At 69.0% G+C, this 21,728-nt stretch carries 16 protein-coding genes and 1 pseudogene; 15 read left to right on the forward strand and 2 right to left on the reverse strand.

The features are described from left to right. Positions 1–44: 44 nt before the first annotated feature. Complete coding sequence (locus J2Y70_RS13585) at positions 45–971, reverse strand: phosphoribosylaminoimidazolesuccinocarboxamide synthase (RefSeq protein ID WP_309918439.1); 927 nt, start codon at positions 969–971, stop codon at positions 45–47. Positions 972–1,114: 143 nt separating this feature from the next. On the opposite strand from J2Y70_RS13585, the gene J2Y70_RS13590 reads away from it, so the two are divergent. From J2Y70_RS13590 to J2Y70_RS13620, 7 genes and pseudogenes are all read left to right on the forward strand, one after another. Continuing rightward, a complete protein-coding gene (locus tag J2Y70_RS13590; RefSeq protein ID WP_263396881.1) occupies positions 1,115–1,447 on the forward strand; it encodes a DnaJ family molecular chaperone in 333 nt (110 codons plus the stop codon). A 10-nt stretch (positions 1,448–1,457) separates the two neighbouring features. Continuing rightward, on the forward strand, positions 1,458–2,126 hold the full coding sequence (gene rpe / locus J2Y70_RS13595; RefSeq protein WP_309918445.1) for a ribulose-phosphate 3-epimerase: 669 nt from the start codon (positions 1,458–1,460) through the stop codon (positions 2,124–2,126). Between the two features lies 1 nt (position 2,127). Beyond that, positions 2,128–2,610, forward strand: a pseudogene (locus tag J2Y70_RS13600) (N-acetyltransferase family protein). Between the two features lie 300 nt (positions 2,611–2,910). Further along, positions 2,911–3,849: a lipid kinase YegS gene (gene yegS, locus J2Y70_RS13605; protein ID WP_309918448.1), complete on the forward strand. Its 939-nt coding sequence runs from the start codon at positions 2,911–2,913 to the stop codon at positions 3,847–3,849. Positions 3,850–4,637: 788 nt separating this feature from the next. After that, positions 4,638–6,113, forward strand: a complete 1,476-nt coding sequence (gene trpE / locus J2Y70_RS13610) for an anthranilate synthase component I (protein ID WP_309918451.1) — start codon at positions 4,638–4,640, stop codon at positions 6,111–6,113. 2 nt (positions 6,114–6,115) lie between these two features. Beyond that, positions 6,116–7,186 (forward strand): aminotransferase class I/II-fold pyridoxal phosphate-dependent enzyme, encoded by a 1,071-nt coding sequence (locus J2Y70_RS13615; RefSeq protein ID WP_309918453.1) that lies wholly within the window; start codon positions 6,116–6,118, stop codon positions 7,184–7,186. A 21-nt stretch (positions 7,187–7,207) separates the two neighbouring features. Further along, positions 7,208–7,972, forward strand: a complete 765-nt coding sequence (locus J2Y70_RS13620) for an SIMPL domain-containing protein (RefSeq protein ID WP_309918456.1) — start codon at positions 7,208–7,210, stop codon at positions 7,970–7,972. A gap of 91 nt (positions 7,973–8,063) precedes the next feature. Here the strand turns inward: J2Y70_RS13620 and J2Y70_RS13625 are convergent, their stop codons facing one another. Beyond that, positions 8,064–8,795: a helix-turn-helix domain-containing protein gene (locus J2Y70_RS13625; protein ID WP_309918459.1), complete on the reverse strand. Its 732-nt coding sequence runs from the start codon at positions 8,793–8,795 to the stop codon at positions 8,064–8,066. 343 nt (positions 8,796–9,138) lie between these two features. Here J2Y70_RS13625 and J2Y70_RS13630 point away from each other — a divergent pair, with 343 nt between their 5' ends. From J2Y70_RS13630 to J2Y70_RS13665, 8 genes are all read left to right on the forward strand, one after another. Beyond that, positions 9,139–11,064, forward strand: coding sequence for a serine hydrolase domain-containing protein (locus J2Y70_RS13630; protein WP_309918461.1), 1,926 nt, complete (start codon positions 9,139–9,141; stop codon positions 11,062–11,064). Positions 11,065–11,122: 58 nt separating this feature from the next. Continuing rightward, the gene (locus J2Y70_RS13635) at positions 11,123–12,136 is read left to right on the forward strand and encodes a dipeptide epimerase (protein WP_309918463.1); all 1,014 of its coding nucleotides are present in this window, start codon (positions 11,123–11,125) and stop codon (positions 12,134–12,136) included. Continuing rightward, entirely contained in the window at positions 12,133–13,470 is a 1,338-nt protein-coding gene (locus J2Y70_RS13640; protein ID WP_309918466.1) for a peptide MFS transporter, read from the forward strand. The genes J2Y70_RS13635 and J2Y70_RS13640 overlap by 4 nt, the downstream gene beginning before the upstream one ends. Positions 13,471–13,544: 74 nt before the next feature. Next, positions 13,545–15,245: an amidohydrolase family protein gene (locus tag J2Y70_RS13645; protein ID WP_309918469.1), complete on the forward strand. Its 1,701-nt coding sequence runs from the start codon at positions 13,545–13,547 to the stop codon at positions 15,243–15,245. A 170-nt stretch (positions 15,246–15,415) separates the two neighbouring features. Next, positions 15,416–17,755, forward strand: coding sequence for a TonB-dependent receptor (locus J2Y70_RS13650; RefSeq protein ID WP_309918472.1), 2,340 nt, complete (start codon positions 15,416–15,418; stop codon positions 17,753–17,755). Between the two features lie 88 nt (positions 17,756–17,843). Next, complete coding sequence (locus J2Y70_RS13655; protein WP_309918475.1) at positions 17,844–18,887, forward strand: DUF1611 domain-containing protein; 1,044 nt, start codon at positions 17,844–17,846, stop codon at positions 18,885–18,887. Positions 18,888–18,936: 49 nt separating this feature from the next. After that, positions 18,937–20,052: a hypothetical protein gene (locus J2Y70_RS13660; RefSeq protein WP_309918477.1), complete on the forward strand. Its 1,116-nt coding sequence runs from the start codon at positions 18,937–18,939 to the stop codon at positions 20,050–20,052. Between the two features lie 22 nt (positions 20,053–20,074). Next, positions 20,075–21,685, forward strand: coding sequence for a serine hydrolase (locus tag J2Y70_RS13665; protein ID WP_309918480.1), 1,611 nt, complete (start codon positions 20,075–20,077; stop codon positions 21,683–21,685). Positions 21,686–21,728 lie beyond the last annotated feature (43 nt).

Below are 21,728 nucleotides of genomic sequence, written 5' to 3' on the forward strand. Positions count from 1 at the left end.
CTGCGCAAACCCAGGCCCAGCCCTTGCGGCGCGCCGTTGGAGCCTCAGTCGATCGAGATGCCCGCCAGCCGCTGCAGCGCCTCGGCGTACTTGGCGCGGGTGCGGTCGATCACGTCCTGCGGCAGGCTGGGGCCGGGCGCGGTCTTGCCCCAGTCCAGCGTCTCCAGGTAGTCGCGCACGAACTGCTTGTCGTAGCTCGGCGGGCTGGTGCCCACGTCGTACTCGTCGGCCGGCCAGTAGCGCGAGGAATCCGGGGTCAACATCTCGTCCATGATGTACAGGCGGCCGTCGGCGTCGGTGCCGAATTCGAACTTGGTGTCGGCCAGCAGGATGCCGCGTTCGGCAGCGAAATCGGCGGCGAAGCGGTAGATGCGCAACGTGGCGTCGCGCACGCGCTCGGCCAGCTCGGCGCCGACGGTCTTGACCATCGCGTCGAAGTCGATGTTCTCGTCGTGGTCGCCGACCGCGGCCTTGGTCGAGGGGGTGAAGATCGGTTCGGCCAGTTTCTCGGCCTGGCGCAGGCCGTCGGGCAGTTCGATGCCGCTGACCTTGCCGGTGCGCTGGTAATCCTTCCAGCCGCTGCCGATCAGGTAGCCGCGCGCGATCGCCTCCACCGGCACCGGCTTGAGCTTCTTGGTCACCACCGCGCGCCGGGCGTACAGCGCCGCGTCCACGCCGGCCGGCAGCACCGCGGCCACGTCGATGCCGGTGAGGTGGTTGGGCATCAGGTGCTCGGTCTTCTTGAACCAGAAGTTGGAGACCTGGCACAGCATCTCGCCCTTGCCGGGAATGGGGTCGGGCAGCACCACGTCGAAGGCGGACAGGCGGTCGGTGGCGACCATCAGCAGGTAGTCCCCGGGCGGGGCGTCGGCCGGCAGGCGCTCGCGGGGAATATCGAATACGTCGCGGACCTTGCCCCGGTGACGCAACGGCAGGCCGGGCAGATCGGATTGCAACAGCGTGGTGGACACAGGCGCTCCTACGGACTTCGCAATGGCGGCTGTCCCGGGACCCGGCGGGCCCGCGGCTCGACAGCGGGCCGCGTAGTGTACGGCCGGAAAGGCCCGCTGTGCCGTAAAATACGAGGCCTTGTCCGCCGAGCCCGCCCTCGCCCATGCACTGGTACGGAAAACTGCTCGGCGCGATCGTCGGGGCACTGCTGTTCCGGCCCAATCCGGTGTTCGGCGCGGCGCTCGGGCTGCTGGTCGGGCACGCCTTCGACGCCGACTGGTTCAAGCTCGGCCAGCGCGACGACCCGTACCGCGAGCTGGGCGTGACCCGCGACGCCACCGATGCCGAGATCGAGCTGGCCTACCGCCGGCTGATCTCCCAGTACCACCCCGACAAGGTCGCCGGCGCCAGCCCGGAGCTGCGCGCGCGGGCCGAGAAGAAGGCCAGCCAGCTCAACACCGCCTACGACCGTATCCGCACCCTGCGCAAGCGCTGAGACCTTCGCCATGTCCGACTGCATCATCTCCCCGTCCATCCTCTCCGCCGATTTCGCCCGCCTCGGCGAGGAAGTGGACAACGTCCTCAAGGCCGGCGCCGACTGGATCCATTTCGACGTGATGGACAACCACTACGTGCCGAACCTGACCATCGGCCCGATGGTGTGCCAGGCGCTGCGCAAGCACGGCGTCACCGCGCCGATCGACGTGCACCTGATGGTCGAGCCGGTGGACCGGCTGATCCCGGATTTCGCCGAGGCCGGGGCCAGCCTCATCAGCTTCCACCCCGAAGCCAGCCGCCACGTGCACCGCACGATCCAGCTGATCAAGTCGCATGGCTGCAAGGCCGGGCTGGTGCTCAATCCGGCCACCCCGGTGGACATCCTCGACTGGGTGCTCGACGACCTGGACCTGGTGCTGGTGATGTCGGTCAATCCGGGCTTCGGCGGCCAGGCCTTCATCCCCTCGGCGCTGGACAAGCTGCGCGCAATCCGCGGCCGGATCGACGCCAGCGGCAAGCCGATCCGGCTGGAGATCGACGGCGGGGTCAAGCCGGACAACATCGCCGCGATCGCCGCGGCCGGCGCCGACACCTTCGTCGCCGGTTCGGCCATCTTCAATGCGCCGGACTATGCCGCGGTGATCGCGCAGATGCGTGCAGCGGTGGCGGCGCGCTGACATGGCCGCGTTGCGCATCCGCCCGGCCACGGCCGACGACGCGGCGCTGATCCTGCGCCTGATCCGCGAGCTGGCCCGCTACGAGCGCGCCGAGGATGCGGTGCAGACGGACGAGGCCGGCCTGCGCGCCAGCCTGTTCGGCCCCGGCGCCACCGCGCATGCGCTGATCTGCGAAGCCGACGCGCAGCCGATCGGCTACGCGGTGTACTTCTACAACTATTCGACCTGGCTCGGCCGCAACGGCCTGTACCTGGAAGACCTGTACGTGGCCCCGGAACACCGCGGCGGCGGCGCCGGCAAGGCCTTGCTGCGGCACCTGGCCAGGCAGGCCGTGGCCGAGGGCTGCGGCCGCTTCGAGTAGTCGGTGCTGGACTGGAACCGGCCGGCGATCGATTTCTACGAAGCCGTCGGCGCGCGGGCGCAGGACGAATGGACCGTGTACCGCCTGCAGGGCGAGGCGCTGGCCCGGTTCGCAGCCGGCTGAGCGGCGCCACCGGCGCAAAAGAAAAGAACCGCACTGTCGCCAGTGCGGCCCCTGGGAGAAATCGGAGGCTGATCCTGCCTCCATCCGTCGTCCTTGCTATGGCCTCCCATGGTCCGGGCGATCGGTGACGGGCGTATGACACGGCGGCAGACAGCGTCTGGTTTCACCGGCGACCCGTGGCCGTCGTCGCTGGTGCCGTAGCGCGTCGCCCATGGCCCATGTGCCGCCGCTGCACGGCGTATTCACGATGCCCGCATCCGCTGCCGGCTAGGCTGCGGGCCTGATCCCGGGAAGCTCCGTATGGCAACACCGCACTGGCGTCTGATCCTCAACGGCAAGTCCGCGGGCGACGAAGCGCTGCGCGAGGCGGTCGCCGATCTGCGTGCGCGCGGCATCCAGCTGCAGGTGCGGGTCACCTGGGAAGAGGGCGACGCCGAACGCTACGTGGCCGAGGCCGTGACCGACGGCGTGGACTGCATCGTCGCCGCCGGCGGCGACGGCACGCTGAGCGAAGTGGCCAGCGCGCTGGCCCACCACGATGCCGGCGCCGCGGCGTTGCCGGCGCTGGGCCTGGTGCCGCTGGGCACGGCCAACGACTTCGCCAGCGCCGCCGGCATTCCCGACACGCCGCTGGAAGCGCTGCACTTGATCGCGCAGGCGCCGGCGGTGGCCATCGACCTGCTGCGCATCGAGGCCGAGCACGGGCCGCACTGGTGCGCCAACGTCGCCAGCGGCGGCTTCGGCACCCAGGTCACGGTGGAGACCGACGAGGGCCTGAAGAAGATGCTCGGCGGCCTGGCCTACCTGATCACCGGGATGGGCAAGCTGGGCCAGATCGAGCCGATCCAGGCGCGGTTCGAGGGCCCGGAGTTCGCCTGGGAGGGCGAATTCATCGCGCTGGGCCTGGGCAACGGGCGCCAGGCCGGCGGCGGCCAGGCGCTGTGCCCGGACGCGCTGATCGACGACGGCCTGCTCGACCTGACCATCGTCCCGGAGATGACCGGCGAAGTCGCCGCGACGCTGGGCACGCTGGTCACCTCTGGCAAGCAGGCGGCGCTGGAGCGCGTCGCGGTGCGCGCGCGGCTGCCGTGGCTGCGCATCGACGCGGCGATGCCGTTGACCCTGAACCTGGACGGCGAGCCGGAAACCTCGCGGCACTTCCGCATCGATTGCGTCGCCGGTCGCTTGCGCATGCACCTGCCGCTGGAGTCGGCATTGCTGCGCGGTCGCGCGGGGTAGCGGCCGCGCCGGTCGCTTGCCTGGAGGGTATGTCGCGTCGCGACTGAAGTCGCTCCCACATGGGTGGGCCACATGAGGTAGGCCGTTGGCGTACAGGCCCTTGGTGACAGAGCTCCAATCCCGATTGCCCCGAAGCCGTCCGTGCGACCACTTCATTCGTCGCGATTGCGGCCCTGCAAAAAGCTCGCGGTGAGCATCCCGAGTGCATTGTGGGAGGAACTTCAGTCCCGACTGCATGCCATCGACGCCACCGCTTCACCCGTCGCGATAGCGACCCTGCAAAGGCTCGCGGTGAGCATCCCGAGTGCATTGTGGGAGGGACTTCAGTCCCGACTGCATGCCATCAACGCCACCACTTCACCCGTCGCGATAGCGACCCCACAAAAGGCTCGCGGTGAGCATCCCGGGTGCATTGTGGGAGGGACTTCAGTCCCGACTGCATCAGTCCAGCAAGTCTGCTGCTTTGCTCCGAGCTGGTCGACCGGCTCGCGATGCACCGTTGTGCCAACCGACGATTGCGCCGAGTCCACGCGCTTGGCGATCCATTGCCTTGCGGGAGGGGTTTCAACCCCGACGCCTTTCCCCGCACGATTCGGCTCCGATGCCGCAGCACCACCGCAACGCCGATGGTCCCTTCTGCAACCGTTGCCAGCCCTCGCAGTTGCGGTAAAGTACCGCCGTGTCCAGGCTGACGACTCCGCGTTCCCTCACTTCCGCTCGCCGTGCGTGGCGATGGTGGCCTGCAGCCGTCGTCCGCCCCGCCACCGAGTCCCGGAAGGAAAGCCGTCTTGATCACCCGCGAGCAGTTCCAGCGCTACGCCGCTGAAGGTCACACCCGCATCCCCGTCGTCCGCGAAGTGCTGTCCGACCTAGACACGCCGCTGTCGGTCTATCTCAAGCTCGCCGCCGCACCGCATACCTATCTGTTCGAATCGGTGGAAGGCGGCGAACGCTTCGGCCGCTACTCGATCATCGGCCTGCCGGTGCGCCGCGTGTACACCTTCAGCGGGCAGACGCTGGAAGTGCGCGATCACGGCGAGCTGGTCGAGCGCCGCGAGGTCGCCGATCCGTTCGCCGAGGTCGAGGCGCTGCGCTCGGCGCATTCGGTGCCCAAGCTCGACGGCGTGCCCGGCTTCACCGGCGGGCTGGTGGGCTGGTTCGGCTTCGAATGCATCGGCTACATCGAGCCGCGCCTGGCCAGCGGCGACAAGCGCAACGAACTGGACACCCCCGACATCCTGCTGATGCTGTCCGAGGAGGTCGCCGTGTTCGACAACCTCAAGGGCCGCCTGTACCTGATCGTGCACGCCGATCCGCGCAACGTCGATGCCTGGGAACAGGCGCAGGCACGGCTGGATGCGTTGACCGCCACGCTGCGCCAGCCAGGCGCCGGCTATCCGGTGCCGCTGGCGCGCGACGTGCTCGACGAAAGCGACTTCGTGTCCGGCTTCACCCGCGAGGGGTTCATCGCCGCGGTGGAGAAGTCCAAGGAATACATCCGCGCCGGCGACATCTTCCAGGTGGTGCTGAGCCAGCGCCTGAGCGTGCCGTTCAGCGCGCGCCCGGTGGACGTGTACCGCGCGCTGCGCGCGCTGAATCCATCGCCGTACATGTATTTCCTCGACGTCGGCGACACCCAGGTGGTCGGTTCCTCGCCGGAGATCCTGGTGCGGCTGGAAGCGGGCCAGATCACCGTGCGCCCGATCGCCGGCACCCGCCCGCGCGGCAAGACCGCGGAAGAGGACCTGGCGCTGGAAGCGGAACTGCTGGCCGATCCGAAGGAGCGCGCCGAGCACCTGATGCTGATCGACCTGGGCCGCAACGATGCAGGCCGCGTGTCGCAGGCCGGCACCGTCGAAGTCGGCGAGCGCTTCGTGATCGAGCGCTACAGCCACGTCATGCACATCGTCAGCGAGGTCACCGGCACGCTGCTGCCCGGACTCAGCTACGCCGACGTGCTGCGTGCCACGTTCCCGGCCGGCACCGTCAGCGGCGCGCCGAAGATCCGCGCGCTGGAAGTAATCCGCGAGCTGGAGCCGATCAAGCGCAACGTCTACGCCGGCAGCATCGGCTACCTCGGCTGGCACGGCGACGCCGATACCGCCATCGCCATCCGCACCGCGGTGATCAAGCACGGCCGCCTGCACGTGCAGGCCGGCGCCGGCATCGTCTACGACTCCGATCCGCAGACCGAATGGGACGAGACCATGAACAAGGGCCGCGCGCTGTTCCGCGCGGTGGCCGAGGCGGCGAAGGGGCTGTGAGCGTGTCCGCACCGACCGCGCGGATCGGCTTCCGCAACGACTACAGCGAAGGCGCGCATCCGCGCCTGCTCGCCGCGCTGGCCGCGGCCAGCGCCGAGCAGAACGGCGGCTACGGCCTGGACCGGCACAGCGAGCGCGCCGCACAGTTGATCCGCCGCGAATGCGCCTGCGACCATGCCGACGTGCACCTGCTGGTCGGCGGTACGCAGACCAATCTGGTCGCGATCGGCGCGTTCCTGCGCCCGCACCAGGCGGTGATCGCCGCCGCCTGCGGGCACATCGCCACCCACGAGACCGGCGCGATCGAGGCCACCGGGCACAAGGTGCTGACCGTGGACGCGGCCGATGGCCGGCTCAGTCCCGAGCGGATCGCGCCGCTGCTGGCCGAGCACGGCAACGAGCACATGGTGCAGCCGCGGCTGGTCTATATATCCAACACCACCGAAGTCGGCACCCTCTATCGCAAGCGCGAATTGCAGGCCTTGCGCGACTTCTGCGACGCGCACGGGCTGTGGCTGTTCCTGGACGGCGCGCGCATTGGCAGCGCGCTGACCGCCGAAGGCAACGACCTGAGTCTGGCCGACATCGCCGCGCTGAGCGACGCGTTCTACATCGGCGGCACCAAGAACGGCGCGCTGCTCGGCGAAGCGCTGGTGATCGTGAACCCGGCGCTGCAAGCCGATTTCCGCTACCTGCTCAAGCAGCGCGGCGCGCTGCTGGCCAAGGGCATGGTGCTGGGCGCGCAGTTCGCCGCACTGTTCGAGGACGGCCTGTTCTACGAACTGGCCGCGCATGCCAACCGCATGGCCGCGCGCCTGCGCCAGGGCCTGGCCGCGGCCGGCGCGCAGTTCGCGTCGGACTCGCCGACTAACCAACTGTTCGTGGCGTTGCCGGCCGCTGCCGTCGAGGCGTTGGCACAGCGCTACGACTTCGAACGCTGGCAGTTGCTGGCCGACGGCCGCTGGGTGATCCGCTTCGTGACCTCGTGGGCCACGCAGGCCGATGCGGTGGATACATTGATTGAGGATTTCGACGCGCTCGCGCAACCCGGCGCGCAGCGCGCGGCCGGCTGACATTCACCAAGGAGAGGAAGGATGAAGACGAACATGTTCGGTGCCTGGCTCATGGCCGCGCTGCTGGCGCTGCCGGCGTTCGCCAGCGCGCAGGTCAACAGCCTGCCGTCGCAGCCGCACCTGCTGGTCAAGGGCGAGGCGCAGCGCGAGGTGGTGCCGGATCGCTTCGGGGTCAAGATCACGCTGAGCGCAGTGGACGCCGATCCGGGTGCGGCGCGCAAGCGCGTGCAGGCCAACGCGGCGAGCGTGCTGGCCGCATTCAAGCAGCAGCACGCGCTGGCCGACAGCGTGCAGGCGACGACGCTGTCGATCGAGCCAGAGCAGCGTTACGAAGACGACGAGCAAGTCTTCAAGGGTACCCGCGTGCAGCGCACCTTGTCCGCCGACTTCGGCGCGCTGGACGATGTGCGCAGCCTGCTTGGCAAGCTAAGTACCAGTGAGGAACTGCAGGTGTCCGGCATCGCACCGCGCTACAGCGGCGAGGCTGCGTTGCGTGCAGAGCTCAAGCGTCAGGCAGCCGAACAGACTCGTACGTCGGCGCAGGCACTGGCAAAGGCCTATGGCGTGCGCCTGGGCGGGCTGTACACCATCTCGGAGGTGGCGCCTGACTTTGCGTATGGCATCCAGGCTGGTCATTGGCCATCGGAGTCGCGTCGCAAGGATCTATTCAGCGATAACTACAGGTCTACGCCGCTTCCGATGCCGGCGCCCCCCGCCGAATCCTTGGAAGCCGGCAGCCTCACCCTCTCCGAAAACGTCTACGCGGTCTTCCTGATCGCGCAATGAGCCCGCGCCATGGTGCCGGTGCTGGATCTCCAGCATCGGCGGCATCCGATACGACCGACGTCCGCGCAGCGCACGCCTGACGCTGCCTGCGTCAGGTTTTCTTCCTGGCCGCGGCCGGACTGCGGCGGGCCACCTTCGGCTTGGCCGCAGCGGCTTTCGTCGCGACGGCTACTGGCTTCTGCCGCGTCTTCTGGGCGGCGGTTTCGTCGCCATGCAGCGTCATCAGCGATTCCAGCAACTGCTCGTCGGAACTGGAGCAGACCCCCAGCAGCAGGGCTTCCTTGCAGCCCTTGGCGGCGAGGTAGGCGTGGCCCATGTTGGAGTCGATGTAGACCGATTGGCCTGCGTCCAGGACGATCGGGTCGTAGAACTCGGTATGCACTTCCACGCGCCCCTCGAGCACGTGGATGTATTCCTCGCCCGAGTGGTGGACCAGTTCGCCGAACTCCTCGATGCTCTTGGCGCGCACCTTGGTCAGCACCGGGATCATGCGCTTGCGGCGCAGTTCGGGGCACAGGTAGTAGTAGTCGTAGTTGGGCGTGTTGACCCGGATCGCGTCCTCGATCCGGCCGATGCTGCGGCGCGCGGTCACCGCCGGCTCGGGCGTGTCGTCCTGTTCGGCGAACAGTTCGGACATGCGCAACTGCAGGCGTTGGCTCAGCTGCAGCAGCTTGTCGTAGGTCAGGGTCAGGCGGTCGTGCTCGACCTTGGACAGCGTGGAGAGCGGAATGCCCGAATGCTGGCTCATCTGCTTCAGGGTCCAGCCCTTGCGCGCCCGCAGCGAGCGCAGCAGTCCGCCGATGGTGGGGTGGTGCGAATTCATCCTTACCTGCTCTCCTGGGGGAATGCCCGGACCCACGGAAGCGTCCTGGGCAGGATCATCATCGCCTTAGTGGATGAGGTTGGAAAGGGCGAAGGCCAAGGGCCGCAGTGGATGTCGCCGGCGTTTTGCTCGTGGTTGACAATTCTCTGATTGGGATCATTATTACCAAATCAGGACAAAGACAGCCCGCATCTGCCCGGTCGTCGCAGGCCGCGGGATTGCCCATCACCAGCTCCGGAGAGAAGCGATGCGCCTCATCCCGTTCGCGTTGTGCGGCTGTCTGTTGTTCATGGCATCGGTTGCGCCAGCGGGGGCGCGGCAGGCGCCTTCGGTTCCGCCCAGCGTGCCGCCAGCGACCGCGCCGGCCACCGCCGCCGCTTCGCCGCTGCCCGACACCGGCAGCCCTGCCGGCACCCCCGCGCTGACCCGCGCCGACGCGGAGGCCTGGCTGGACGGCTACCTGCCCTACGCGCTGGAGAGCGGCGACATCGCCGGCGCGGTGGTGGTGGTGGTCAAGGACGGCCAGGTGCTGCTGCAGAAGGGCTATGGCTATTCGGATCTCGACAAGCGCACCCCGGTCGATCCGGCAGGCACCCTGTTCCGGCCCGGCTCGGTGTCCAAGCTGTTCACCTGGACGGCGGTGATGCAACTGGTCGAGCAAGGCAAGCTGGATCTGGACGCCGACGTCAATCGCTACATCGACTTCAAGATTCCGCCGCGCGACGGCAAGCCGATGACGCTGCGCCAGATCATGACCCACACCACCGGCCTGGAAGAGCAGATCCGCGGGTTGATCAGCTCCGATGCGGACCAGATCGTGTCGTTGGAAGCGGCGCTGAAGCGCTGGGTCCCCGAGCGCATCCATGTGCCAGGCGCCACGCCGGCGTATTCCAACTACGCGACGGCGTTGGCGGGCTATATCGTGCAGCGCGTGTCGGGCGAGCCGTTCGACGCCTACATCGCGCGCCACATCTTCCAGCCCTTGGGCATGGCCCATTCGAGCTTCGCGCAACCGCTGCCGCCGGCCTTGCTGGCCAACATGTCCAAGGGCTACGACAAGGCCTCCGACGGCAAACCCAAGGACTACGAATTCATCAGTCTGGCGCCGGCGGGCAGCCTGGCGGCCACCGGCACGGACATGGGCCGTTTCATGATCGCGCACCTGCAGGACGGCGCCTACGGCGATGCGCGCATCCTGGGCGCGGACACTGCGCGCAAGATGCATTCCACCGCGCAGGCGTCGGTGGGGCCGTTGAGCCGGATGATGCTCGGCTTCTACGAATCCACGGTCAACGGCCACCGCGCGATCGCGCATGGCGGCGACACCATGTGGTTCCACAGCGATCTGCAGCTGTTCCTGGACGACGGCATCGGCATCTTCGTCTCGATGAACAGCAGCGGCCGCGATGGCGCGACCGGGCACATCCGCGGCGCGCTGGTGCGCGGATTCGCCGATCGCTATTTGCCGGGACCGGCGACGCGCGCAGCGGCCGGCGTCGCGCCGGAACAGGCCAAGTTGCACGCGCAGCAGATGGTCGGCCACTACGACAGCAGCCGCCGCCCGCAAAGCAACCTGCTGTCGCTGGCGAACCTGCTGGGCCAGGTCAAGGTGATCGCCAACGAAGACGGCACGATCAGCGTGCCGATGGCGACCGACGCCAGCGGCGCACCGAAGAAGTGGCGCGAGATCGCGCCGTACCTGTGGCAGGACGTCGCCGGCAGCGACCGTCTGGCCGCCGATGTGGTCGACGGCAAGGTGGTGCGTTTCACCATGGAGCCGTACGCGCCGATCATGGTGTTCGAGCGCCTGTCGCTGTGGCGTTCGCTCACGCTGCCATTGCTGGCCGCGAGCCTGGCGGTGCTGCTGCTGACCGTGCTGGCGTGGCCGATCTCGGCGCTGGTGCGCCGCCACTATGGCGTCGCCTACGGGCTGTCGGCAGCCGACGCGCGCGCCCAGCGCGTGGCGCGGCTGACGGCCTTGGCCGTGCTCGTGTCGATCGGCGGCGCGCTCGGCTTCGTGGTGGCGATGCTCAGCGATCTGGAAATGACCGGGTCCGGCTCCGACGCAATGATCAACGCGCTGCGGCTGTTCGCATTGGTGGCGCTCCCGGTCGGCGCGGCGCTGTCCCTCTGGAGTGCGTGGCAGGCGGTGCGCCGCCGGCGCCGCTGGCTGGCCAAGCTGTGGGCGGTGTTGCTGGCGCTGGCGTGCCTGTTCCTGCTGTGGGTGGGATTGGCCAACCACCTGATCGGCTACGGCGCGTACTACTGAGCGCAGCGGGCGGCGCTCGCCCGCCCGCCGCTTCCCGTCCGTCTTTCGCGAGGTGCGCATGACCATCGCCGGTCCCATCGAACTCGATCTGCACAACGAGCCGCTGCCGCTGTCGGCACCGTTCCGCATCGCCGGGCATGTGTTCGAGGCGATGCCGGCAACCGTGGTCACCCTGCGCGATGGCAGGCATGCCGGGCGCGGCGAGGCGGCGGGGGTGTACTACACGCAGGATCGTCCCGAGACGATGATCGCCACGCTCGAAGCGTTGCGGCCGCGCATCGAGGCGGGCATCGACCGGCACACGCTGCGCGCGCTGCTGCCGGCCGGCGGCGCGCGCAATGCGCTGGACTGCGCACTGTGGGAACTGGAATCGCAACGTCGCGGCGTGCCGGTGTGGACGCTGGCCGGGCTGCAGGCGGTGCGCCCGCTGCTGACCACCTTCACCGTCGGTGCCGACGATCCGGCGCGCATGGCCGAGCGCGCGGCGGCCTACGTGCAGGCGCGTGCGTTGAAGCTCAAGCTGACCGGCGATCCGGATCTCGATGGCGCGCGCGTGCATGCCGTGCGCGCGCGCTGTCCAGAGACCTGGATCGCGGTCGATGCCAACCAGGGCTACGACGCCGATTCCCTGCCGCGGCTGTTGCCGGCGCTGGTCGCGGCGCAGGTGGCGCTGCTCGAGCAGCCATGCGCGCGCGGCCGCGAAGCCGATCTGGACGGTATCGAGCGCGCGCTGCCCTTCGCCGCGGACGAAAGCATCCTCGACCTGGCCGAACTCGAAGCGCGCCACCACCGCTTCGATGTGATCAACATCAAGCTGGACAAGTGCGGCGGGCTCACCGAGGGCCTGCTGATGGCCGCGCGCGCGCGCGAACTGGGCAAGCGGGTGATGGTCGGCAACATGTGCGGCACCAGCCTGGCGGCGGCACCGGCGTTCGTGCTGGGGCAGTTCTGCGACGTCGTCGACCTGGACGGGCCGATCTTCCTGGCCCGCGATCGGGTGCCGTCGGTGCGCTACGAGGATGGCCACATCTTCTGCGGCGATGAGGTCTGGGGTCCCAGGATCAACGCATGAGCGGCATGGCGGACAAGACATGGTTCGGCCAGCCGCGCGGGCTGACCATCCTGTTCCTGACCAACATGTGGGAACTGTTCTCCTACTACGGCATGCGCACGCTGCTGGTCTACTACATGACCAAGCAGCTGTTGTTCGCCCAGGAAAAGTCCTCCTTCATCTACGGCAGCTACACCGCGATGGCGTACTTCACCCCGATCCTCGGCGGTGCGGTGGCCGACCGCTGGCTGGGCAAGCGCAACGCGGTGATCATCGGCGGCAGCGTGATGGCGCTGGGCCATTTCCTGATGGCGTTCGAACCGCTGTTCTACGTCGCGCTGGCGACGATCGCGCTCGGCAACGGCCTGTTCCTGCCCAGCCTGCCCAGCCAGATCAACGACCTGTACGCCGCCGACGATCCGCGCCGCGGCAGGGCCTACAACGTCTACTACGTCGGCCTGAACATCGGCGGCTTCATGGCGCCGATGATCTGCGGCACCCTGGGCGAAGTCTACGGCTGGCACTACGGCTTCGGCGCCGCCGGCATCGGCATGTTCGTCGGGCTGGCCATCTACGTGCTGGGCCGCGGCTATCTTCCGCCGGACAGCCGCACGCGCGCGCCTGCGCCGGCCGCCGCGGGCGCATCCAGCGGCGACGGCAAACGGGTCTGGTTGCTGCTGCTGGGCGTAGGTCTTGCGGCGACGATCTTCCGCGGCGCCTACGAGCAGATCGGCAATACGCTGTCGCTGTGGATCGATGTCGGCGTGGACCGGACCTGGGGTGGCGTGGTGATTCCCATGACCTGGTTCCAGTCGCTCAATCCCCTGCTGGTCATCAGCATGACCCCGCTGCTGCTGCTGCACTGGCGGCGTCGCGCCGATGCCGGCCGCGAGACGCCGCCGGCGCGCAAGATGGCGATCGGTGCGGCGATCGTCGCGCTGGCCTACCTGTTGCTGGCGGCACTGGACGGGGCGGCCGGCGGCGGGCGCGTCGGTTGGCCATGGGTGCTGGCGTTCTTCGCGATCCTCACCCTGGGCGAGCTGTACATCCTGCCGACCGGGCTTGGCCTGTTCGCGCGCCTGGCGCCGCCGCGGCTGGGCGCGACCACGGTGGCCGCGTGGTTCCTGGCGATCTTCACCGGCAGCCTGCTGGCCGGCGCGGTGGGCGCATTGTGGTCGCGGATCAGCCACGCCGGATTCTTCGTGCTGCTGGCCGGGCTGGCGGTGCTGGCGGCGTGCCTGCTGTGGACGCTGGACCGGCCCATCCGCCAGGTGGAACGGGACCGCGGTCCTGCGGCGGCCGCATCGCCGCCGCCGACCGCGGCGGGCATGCTGCCGAAGGAACGTCTTCGTTGAAGTCCGCCGGTTTTCCTCTGCCGGCGGTGTCTGTTGTCGTCGCGGTACCTACCAGGAGCACACCGATGTTGCGAGTGCGAGGTTCCATTCTGATGCTGGCGCTTGCCGGCTGTTGCTCGGCGCCTGGCGCGATGGCTGCCGCCGGCGAGACGTACGACGTGCTGATCCGCAACGGCGTGGTCTACGACGGCAGCGGCGCCGCCGGCCGGCGCGTCGACGTGGCCGTGCGCGCGGACCGCATCGTCGCGTTGCTGCCGGCGGGGAGCGGGGCGACGGCCACGCACACTGTCGATGCCCGCGGCCATGCGGTGGCGCCGGGCTTCATCAACATGCTGAGCTGGGCGCCGGAAGCGCTGATCGCCGATGGCCGCGGCTTGAGCGATACCAAGCAGGGCGTGACCCTGGAGGTGTTCGGCGAGGGCTGGTCGATGGGTCCGTTCACCCCGAAGATGAAGGCCGATGCGCTGAAGCAGCAGGGCGACATCCGCTACCCGATCGAATGGACCACGCTGGGCCAATATCTGGACTACCTGCAGAAGCGCGGCATCACGCCGAACGTGGCCTCGTTCGTCGGCGCTACCACAGTGCGCATCCATGAGTTGGGCGAGGGCGACGTTGACCCCGATGCCGCGCAGCTTGCGCGCATGCAGGAACTGGTGCGGCAGGCGATGGGCGAAGGCGCGCTGGGCGTGGGGGGCTCGCTGATCTATCCGCCGGCCGCGTTCGCCGACACCGGCGAACTGGTCGCGCTCGCGCAGGCCGCGGCCGAATCCGGCGGCGGCTATGTCGCGCATATGCGCAGCGAGGCGGACCGGTTCCTGGAGGCGCTGGACGAAACCATCGCCATCGCCCGCGCCACCGGGCAGCGCGCCGAGGCGTATCACCTCAAGGCCGCGGGCGAGAAGAACTGGCCGAAGATGGCCCAGGCGATCGCGAAGATCGATGCGGCGCGTGCGCAAGGTTTGGCAGTCAGCGCCAACATGTACGCGTACACCGCCGGCGCCACCGGCCTGACCGCGGGCTTGCCGCCCTGGGTGCAGGCCGGCGGCCACGAGGCGATGGTCGCCCGGCTCAAGGATCCCGCCATCCGCAAGCGGGTGATCGCCGAGATGAAGGATCCCAACGTCGACTGGGAGAACATTCGCCTGCTCACTGGTTCCGACGAGCGCGTGCTGTTCATCGAGTTCAAGAACGAGAAACTCAAGCCGTTCCTCGGCAAGACCCTGGCCGACGTGGCCAGGGTGCGTGGCACATCCACCGAAGAGACCGTGCTCGACCTGATCGTGGAGGACGATTCCCGCGTGGTCGCCGCGTATTTCCTGATGAGCGAGCAGAACGTCGAGCTGGGCCTGAAGCAGCCATGGACCAGCCTGGGCTCGGACGCCGAATCCTCGGCGCCGGAAGGCGTGTTCCTCAAATCCAGTACGCATCCGCGCGCCTACGGCAATGTCGCCCGGTTCCTGGGCCACTACGTGCGCGACCGCAAGCTGATGCCGCTGGAAGAGGGCATCCATCGGCTGACCGGCCTGCCGGCGGCGAACTGGAAACTGCGCGACCGCGGTTGCCTGCAGCCGGGCTGCTTCGCCGACATCGTGGTGTTCGATCCGGCCACGATCGTCGACCACGCCACCTACGCGGCGCCGCAGCGGTACGCGACCGGCGTCAGCGACGTGTTCGTCAACGGCGTGCAGGTGTTGCGCGACGGCGAGCACACCGGCGCGAAACCGGGGCGCGTGGTGCGCGGGCCGGGCTGGCGCGAGCGCAAGCGGGACTGAGTGCGATGCCGATTGCGGCGGCGTCAGCTGCTTCGGCGTGCACAGGTAGTTTCCAAATGTATTGACAATTCTCTGATTAGGACGATTATCTCCTATCAGAGCATGCCCGATCGCCGCGAGCGCCATGCAGCGCGGCTCGCACGTACGGATCGCCATCCGGGGAGAGCAAGATGAACGCGTTCCAGTCCACCCGCCCGTGGTACCGCTCGCCGTTGTCCCTGGCCATCGCCGGCAGCCTGGCGTGGGTGGCCACGGCGCCCGTCGCGGCGCAGCAGCCTGCCGCACTCCAGCCGGCCACCGCCGAGCGCCTGGCAACGCTCGACAAGGTGGAAGTCACCGCCAACAAGCGCGTCGAAAACATCCGCGACGTCGCCGCGTCCATCAGCGTCCTCGGCGAGCGCCAACTGGAAAACCTCGGCGCCAGTTCGTTAGCCGACTACGCGAGCCTGATCCCGGGAATGCAGGTGCAGGACAGCGGCAGCCCCGGGCAGACCTCGGTGTCGCTGCGCGGCATCTCCGCACTGTCCTCCGGCGCCACGGTGGCGACCTACATCGACGAGGTTCCAGTCGGATCGAGCGGCATCTACCAGGGCGCCAACACCTTGATGCTGGACGTGCTGCCCTACGACATCACCCGGGTCGAAGTGCTGCGCGGGCCGCAAGGCACGCTGTACGGCGCCGGCGCCATCGGCGGCCTGCTCAAGTACGTGACGCGTGCGCCGGAGGTGAGCGGCGAGGAGTTCCGTCTCGGTGTCGGCCTGCGCTCGGTGGCCGGCGGCGGACAGGGCTGGAACACGCGCTTCGGCGCGAGCGTGCCGCTGAAGGAGGATCGCCTGGGGTTGCGCATGAGCTTTGCGCGCAACGAACTGCCCGGCTACACCGACAACGCCACCGACGGCCGCAAGGACATCAACGACAGCGAACAGATGGGCGCGCGCGCGGCGCTGTTCTGGGACGGCGATGCGTTCGACGCGAACCTGTCGGTGCTGCAACAGCGCATCGATGCCGACGGCCGCGGCGGCACCGCGCTGGACCCGGACACGCTCGAGCCCCTGTTCGGCGACCACGTGGACCGGACCTGGCAACCGCAGCCGTTCTCCAAGGAACTGACCCTGACCGCGCTGAGCCTGGAGTGGGACCTGGGCTGGGCCGACCTGGTGTCGGCCACGGGCTGGTCGCAGACCGACACGATGACCCAGACCGATTCGACCATCCAGTTCGGCGAAGTCGCCAACCTGGTGCTCGGCCTGCCGGAGCCGGGCAGTTCCTTCGTGCGCTACGACTTCGACCTGGACAAGATCACCCAGGAACTGCGGCTGAGTTCGAACAGCGGCGGCGCGTTCGAGTGGCTGCTGGGCGTGTTCTACACCAAGGAGGACGCGCTGCAGAGCCAGCTCGCCGCGTTGCGCCAGCGCGACGGTTCGCCGCTGCCGGCGCCCTACGACCAGATGTACGAAACGCTGACCTTCCTCGGCATGCCCAGCACCTACAAGGAGTTCGCGGTGTTCGCCAACGGCGCGTGGCGCATCGGCGAGCGTTTCAAGATCGACGCCGGCGTGCGCCAGGCGCGCAACGAACAGTGGTTCAGCCAGAACGTGAGCGAGGGCATCCTGGTGCCGCTCGGCGATACGCCCGGCGAATCCGAAGAGGACGTGTTCACCTGGAGCCTGAGCCCGCAGGTCAAGCTGGGCGAGGACAGCATGTTCTATGCGCGTGTGGCGACCGGCTACCAGCCGGGCGGGCCGAACGTGGCGCTGCCCGGCATCCCGCCCAAGGTGGATTCCTCGATGCTGACCAGCTACGAACTCGGGCTGAAGTCCCAGTTCGCCGACCGCCGCGTGCAACTGGACCTGGCCGCGTTCCGCATCGAGTGGGACGACATCCAGGTCAGCTCCTCGTTCAACGGCATCGGCGGCCTGGTCAATGGCGGCGAAGCGACCAGCGAGGGTGCCGAACTGTCCACCTGGTTCCTGGCCACCGACCACTGGACAGTCGGCTTCAACCTCGCCTACACCAAGGCCAGTATCAAGAACGACTTCGCGCCCACGGTGATCCCGCAGGACGGCTTCGACATCGTGCTCAATACCGGCCTCGCCGGTGACCGGATGCCGTACGCGCCGCGGCTGGCGTGGGCGTTGAACACCGAATACGCCTTCGCCATCGGCGGCGGCTTCAACGGCCAGGTCGGCGCGTCGCTGCGCGGCGTGGGCTCGCAGCTCAACGCGACGACCGAGCGCCAGCGCGTGACCGCACCAGGCGACCCGTCGACCGTGCTGGATGAAGTGGTGACGCCGCCGCTGCGGCTGGACAGCTACCGCACCGTGGACGTGTACGCGGGCATCGGCAGGAACAACTGGGAACTGCGCGTCTATGCCAACAATGTCACCAACGAAGACGCCTGGTCGTCGTTGTCGCCGGTGAACAGCGAGGTGAGCGGCACGCCGGTGCAGGTGGCGGCGGTGCCGATCCGGCCGCGCACCGTCGGCGTCGAGTTCGACTACCGGTTCTAGCCATGCACCGCCCGCCAGCGGCAGTCCGCATCGCATCGCCGCCGCGCAACGGCGGTCCGCCCCACGATCTCCAGGTGAACGACCGCGTATGCCACAGACCCGCCCGCCATCCGCACCGGCATTGAAGGCGCTGCCAGGGCCTCATCTCCTGTTCCTCGGCGACGTCACCGAACCCGGCTACGCCAAGACCGCGTTCGGATTGCGCGACTGGGCGCCGGAGCGCTGCGTCGGCGAGTTCGCCTGCGCTGGCGCGACCGTCACCACCGGCTTGCCGCGGATGACCCCGGCCGAGGCCGCCGCGCGCGGCGCGCGCTCGCTGGTCATCGGCGTGGCCAATGCCGGCGGCGTCATCCCGCAGGCCTGGGTGGGCTCGATCCTGCAGGCGATGGAAGCCGGCCTGGACATCGTCAGCGGCATGCACGTGCGCATGAGCGAGATCGAGCGCCTGCGCGAGGCGGCCGCCGCGCTGGGGCGTCAGCTCATCGACGTGCGCCAGCCGCCGCCGGGCATTCGCGTCGCCACCGGCCAGCCGCGCCGCGGCAAGCGCTTGCTGACGGTCGGCACCGACTGCGCGTTGGGCAAGAAATACACCGCGCTGGCGCTGGCCAGGGCGTTCGCGCAGCGCGGTGTCGATGCGGATTTCCGCGCCACCGGCCAGACCGGGATCATGCTCGCCGGCAGCGGCATGCCGATGGATGCGGTGGTGGCCGATTTCGCCGCCGGCGCGGCGGAGTTGCTTTCGCCCGAGGCCGCCGACGGCCACTGGGACGTGATCGAAGGGCAGGGTTCCTTGTTCCATCCGGCCTATGCGGGCGTCGCGCTGGCGCTGCTGCACGGCAGCCAGCCCGATGTGGTGGTGGTCTGCCACCAGCCGGGGCGCGAACGCGTGCTGGGCCATCCGCAGTTCGCGCTGCCCAGCATCGAGGAGACCATCGCGCTGGCGCTGCAGCTGGGGCGACGCACCAATCCGTCGATCCGCTGCGCGGGCGTGAGCCTCAACACGGCACACCTGGGCGAAGCTGCGGCGCATGCACTGTGCGCGGCGGAGAGCAGGCGCCTGGGCTGCGCGGTCGCCGATCCGATGCGCGGCGGCGCGGCGTTCGACGCCTTGGTGGAGGAGTGCCTGGCATGAAACCCGTCGATCTTGTTCTGCGTCGTATTCGCCTGCAGCGGTGCGCGCCGTGAGCGGCGCATCCACCTGGTTCCGGCGCTATCTGCTGCCGGGCTTCGTGTTCCAGGCGGCGGTGATCGCGGGCGGCTACGCCACTGGTCGCGAACTGGTGGAGTTCTTCCTGCCGGCCGGTCCCTGGGGCGGCCTGCTGGGCATGGCGGTGAGCATGCTGGTGTGGAGCGCGGTGCTGATGGTCAGCTTCGAGCTGGCCCGGGTCGCGCGCGCCTACGACTATCGTTCGTTCTTCAAGGTGCTGCTCGGCCGCGCCTGGTTCCTGTTCGAGATCGGCTACTTCGCGCTGATGATCGTGATCCTGGCGGTGATGGGCGCGGCCGCCGGCGAAATCGCGCACAGCCTGTTCGGCCTGCCCAAGCTGGCCGGTTCGCTGGGCATGATCGCCGCCACCGGCGCGATGCTGGTCTACAGCAGCGCGGCGATCGAGAAGTTCCTCACCGCGTCGGTGGGCTATCTGTACCTGGTCTATTTCATATTCCTGGTCTGGAGCGTGGTCGCCTTCGGCGACCGCATCCAGGCCAACTTCGCCGCCGTGCCGCTCGCCGATGGCTGGTTCGGCGCCGGGCTCAGCTACGCCGGCTACAACGTCGCCACCATTCCCGCGGTGCTGTTCTGCATCCGCCATCTGCGCAGCCGCCGCGAGGCGCTGGCCGCCGGCGCGCTCGCCGGCCCGCTGGGCATGCTGCCAGGCGTGGTGTTCTACATCGCGATGATGGGCTACTACCGCGAGATCGGCGCCGAGGCGCTGCCCTCGGCGTTCCTGCTGGGCAAGTTGCACGCGCCGTGGTTCGAGTGGGCGTTCCAGATCGCGGTGCTGCTGACCCTGGTCGATACCGGCGTGGCGTTGCTGCACGCCATCAACGAGCGCGTGGCCAAGACCTTCGAGGAACGGCAGCGGCCGATGCCGCGCGCGCTGCGTCCGGCGCTCGCGGTCGGCTCGATGCTGCTGGCGGTGTACGCCGCCAGCGCCGTGGGCCTGGTCGAACTGATCGCCAAGGGCTACGGCACGCTGACCTGGCTGTTCCTGGCGGTGTACGTGCTGCCACTGATGACCTGGGGCGTGTGGCTGCTGTGGCGCCGTCCGCAGCGCCTCGGTGCCGAGCTCCGCTAGCCAACCCGTCCGGGAGTCCATGATGGCCGCCATTCCGAAATGCCTGCAGGCCGCGATCGTCGCGATCGGTCTTGCCTGGGCCGCCAGCGCGGCCGCCGCGCCGCCGCCGGGCTTCGACGCGCGCGTGGAGCGCATGCTCGCCGAACACGACGTGCCCGGCATGGCCATCGCCATCGTCGAGCAGGGCCGGATCGTGCAGGCCAAGGGCTATGGCGTACGCCGCCTGGGCGCGACCGAGGCGGTCGATGCGGACACCATCTTCCCCACCGGTTCCACCGGCAAGGCCTTCACCGCCGCGGCGCTGGCGATCCTGGTGGACGAGGGCAAGCTCGGCTGGGACGACAAGGTCATCGACCACCTGCCCGAGTTCAGCATGTACGACCCCTGGGTGACGCGCGAGATGACCGTACGCGACCTGCTGGTCCATCGCAGCGGCCTGGGGCTGGGCGCGGGCGACCTGCTGTTCGTCCCGCGCAGTTCGCGCAGCCGCGGCGACATCGTGCGCGCGCTGCGCCACCTCAAGCCGGCCACCAGCTTCCGCAGCAACTACGCCTACGACAACATCCTGTACGTGGTCGCCGGCGAAGTGATCGCCGCGGCCAGCGGCCAGGACTGGGAACGCTTCATGCGCGAGCGCGTGTTCAAGCCGGCGGGCATGGGCAGCTCGGTCAGCGACGAGAAGGACCGCTTCGCCAACCCGAACCGGGCGCAGCCGCATGCGCGCCTGGACCCGCGCGTACGCGGGCTCGGCCCGCAGCAGCTGCTGCCCGAGCGCGAGGGCCTGGGCCAGGTGGCCGCGCCGGCCGGCGGCCTGTCCTCCAGCGCCAACGACCTGGCCCGCTGGCTGCAGATCCAGCTGGCGCTGGGCGCATTGCCGGGCAGCGACGGCAAGCGCCTGTACAGCGCAGCGTCCGCGCAGGCGATGTGGACCCCGCAGGTGCCGGTGCCGATCAACCCGTACCCGGCGCCGATCGCCGGCATCACGCCGAACTTTTCCAGCTACGCGCTGGGCTGGAACGTGCAGGACTATCGCGGGGTCAAGGTCGTGCAGCACGGCGGCGCGGTGTTCGGCGTGCTGACCTTCATCGTGCTGGTGCCCGAGCGCAACCTGGGCATCTCGCTGCAGATCAATGCCGAGGACGTCGGCGTAATGCGCGGCCTTGGCTACGAACTGCTCGACCACTATCTGGGGTTCGCGCCGCGCGACTGGGTGGCGGCGTTCGACGCCTGGTACCGGCAGCGCCTGGATGGCGGCCTGGCCGCCTTGCAGGCCGCCGGCAACAGCGCGCGCAAGGCATCGCGTCCCTCGCTGCCGGTCGCCGGCTATGCGGGCCGCTATGCCGATGCGTGGTATGGGCCGATCGAGATCGCCGAGCGCGCGGGCAAGCTGCGGATCGACTTCAAGCAGACCCCCAACATGGCCGGGACGTTGCGCCATTGGCAGTACGACACCTTCCGCACCGAATGGGACGACCGCGCCATCGAGCCGGCCTACGTCAGCTTCGCGCTGGATGCCGAAGGCAAGGTCGCGCGCATCGCGATGCAGCCGGTGTCGCCGCTCGCCGATTTCAGCTACGACTACCAGGACCTGCTGTTCGTTCCCCTGGCCGACGGGCGCGTGGCCACGCCCTGACCGGCGCACTGCGGCGCGTCGCTCGCACCCGGCCGCCACGCAC

This window comes from Xanthomonas sp. 1678 (assembly GCF_031455575.1).
In the GTDB taxonomy this organism is placed as follows: Bacteria; Pseudomonadota; Gammaproteobacteria; order Xanthomonadales; family Xanthomonadaceae; genus Xanthomonas_A.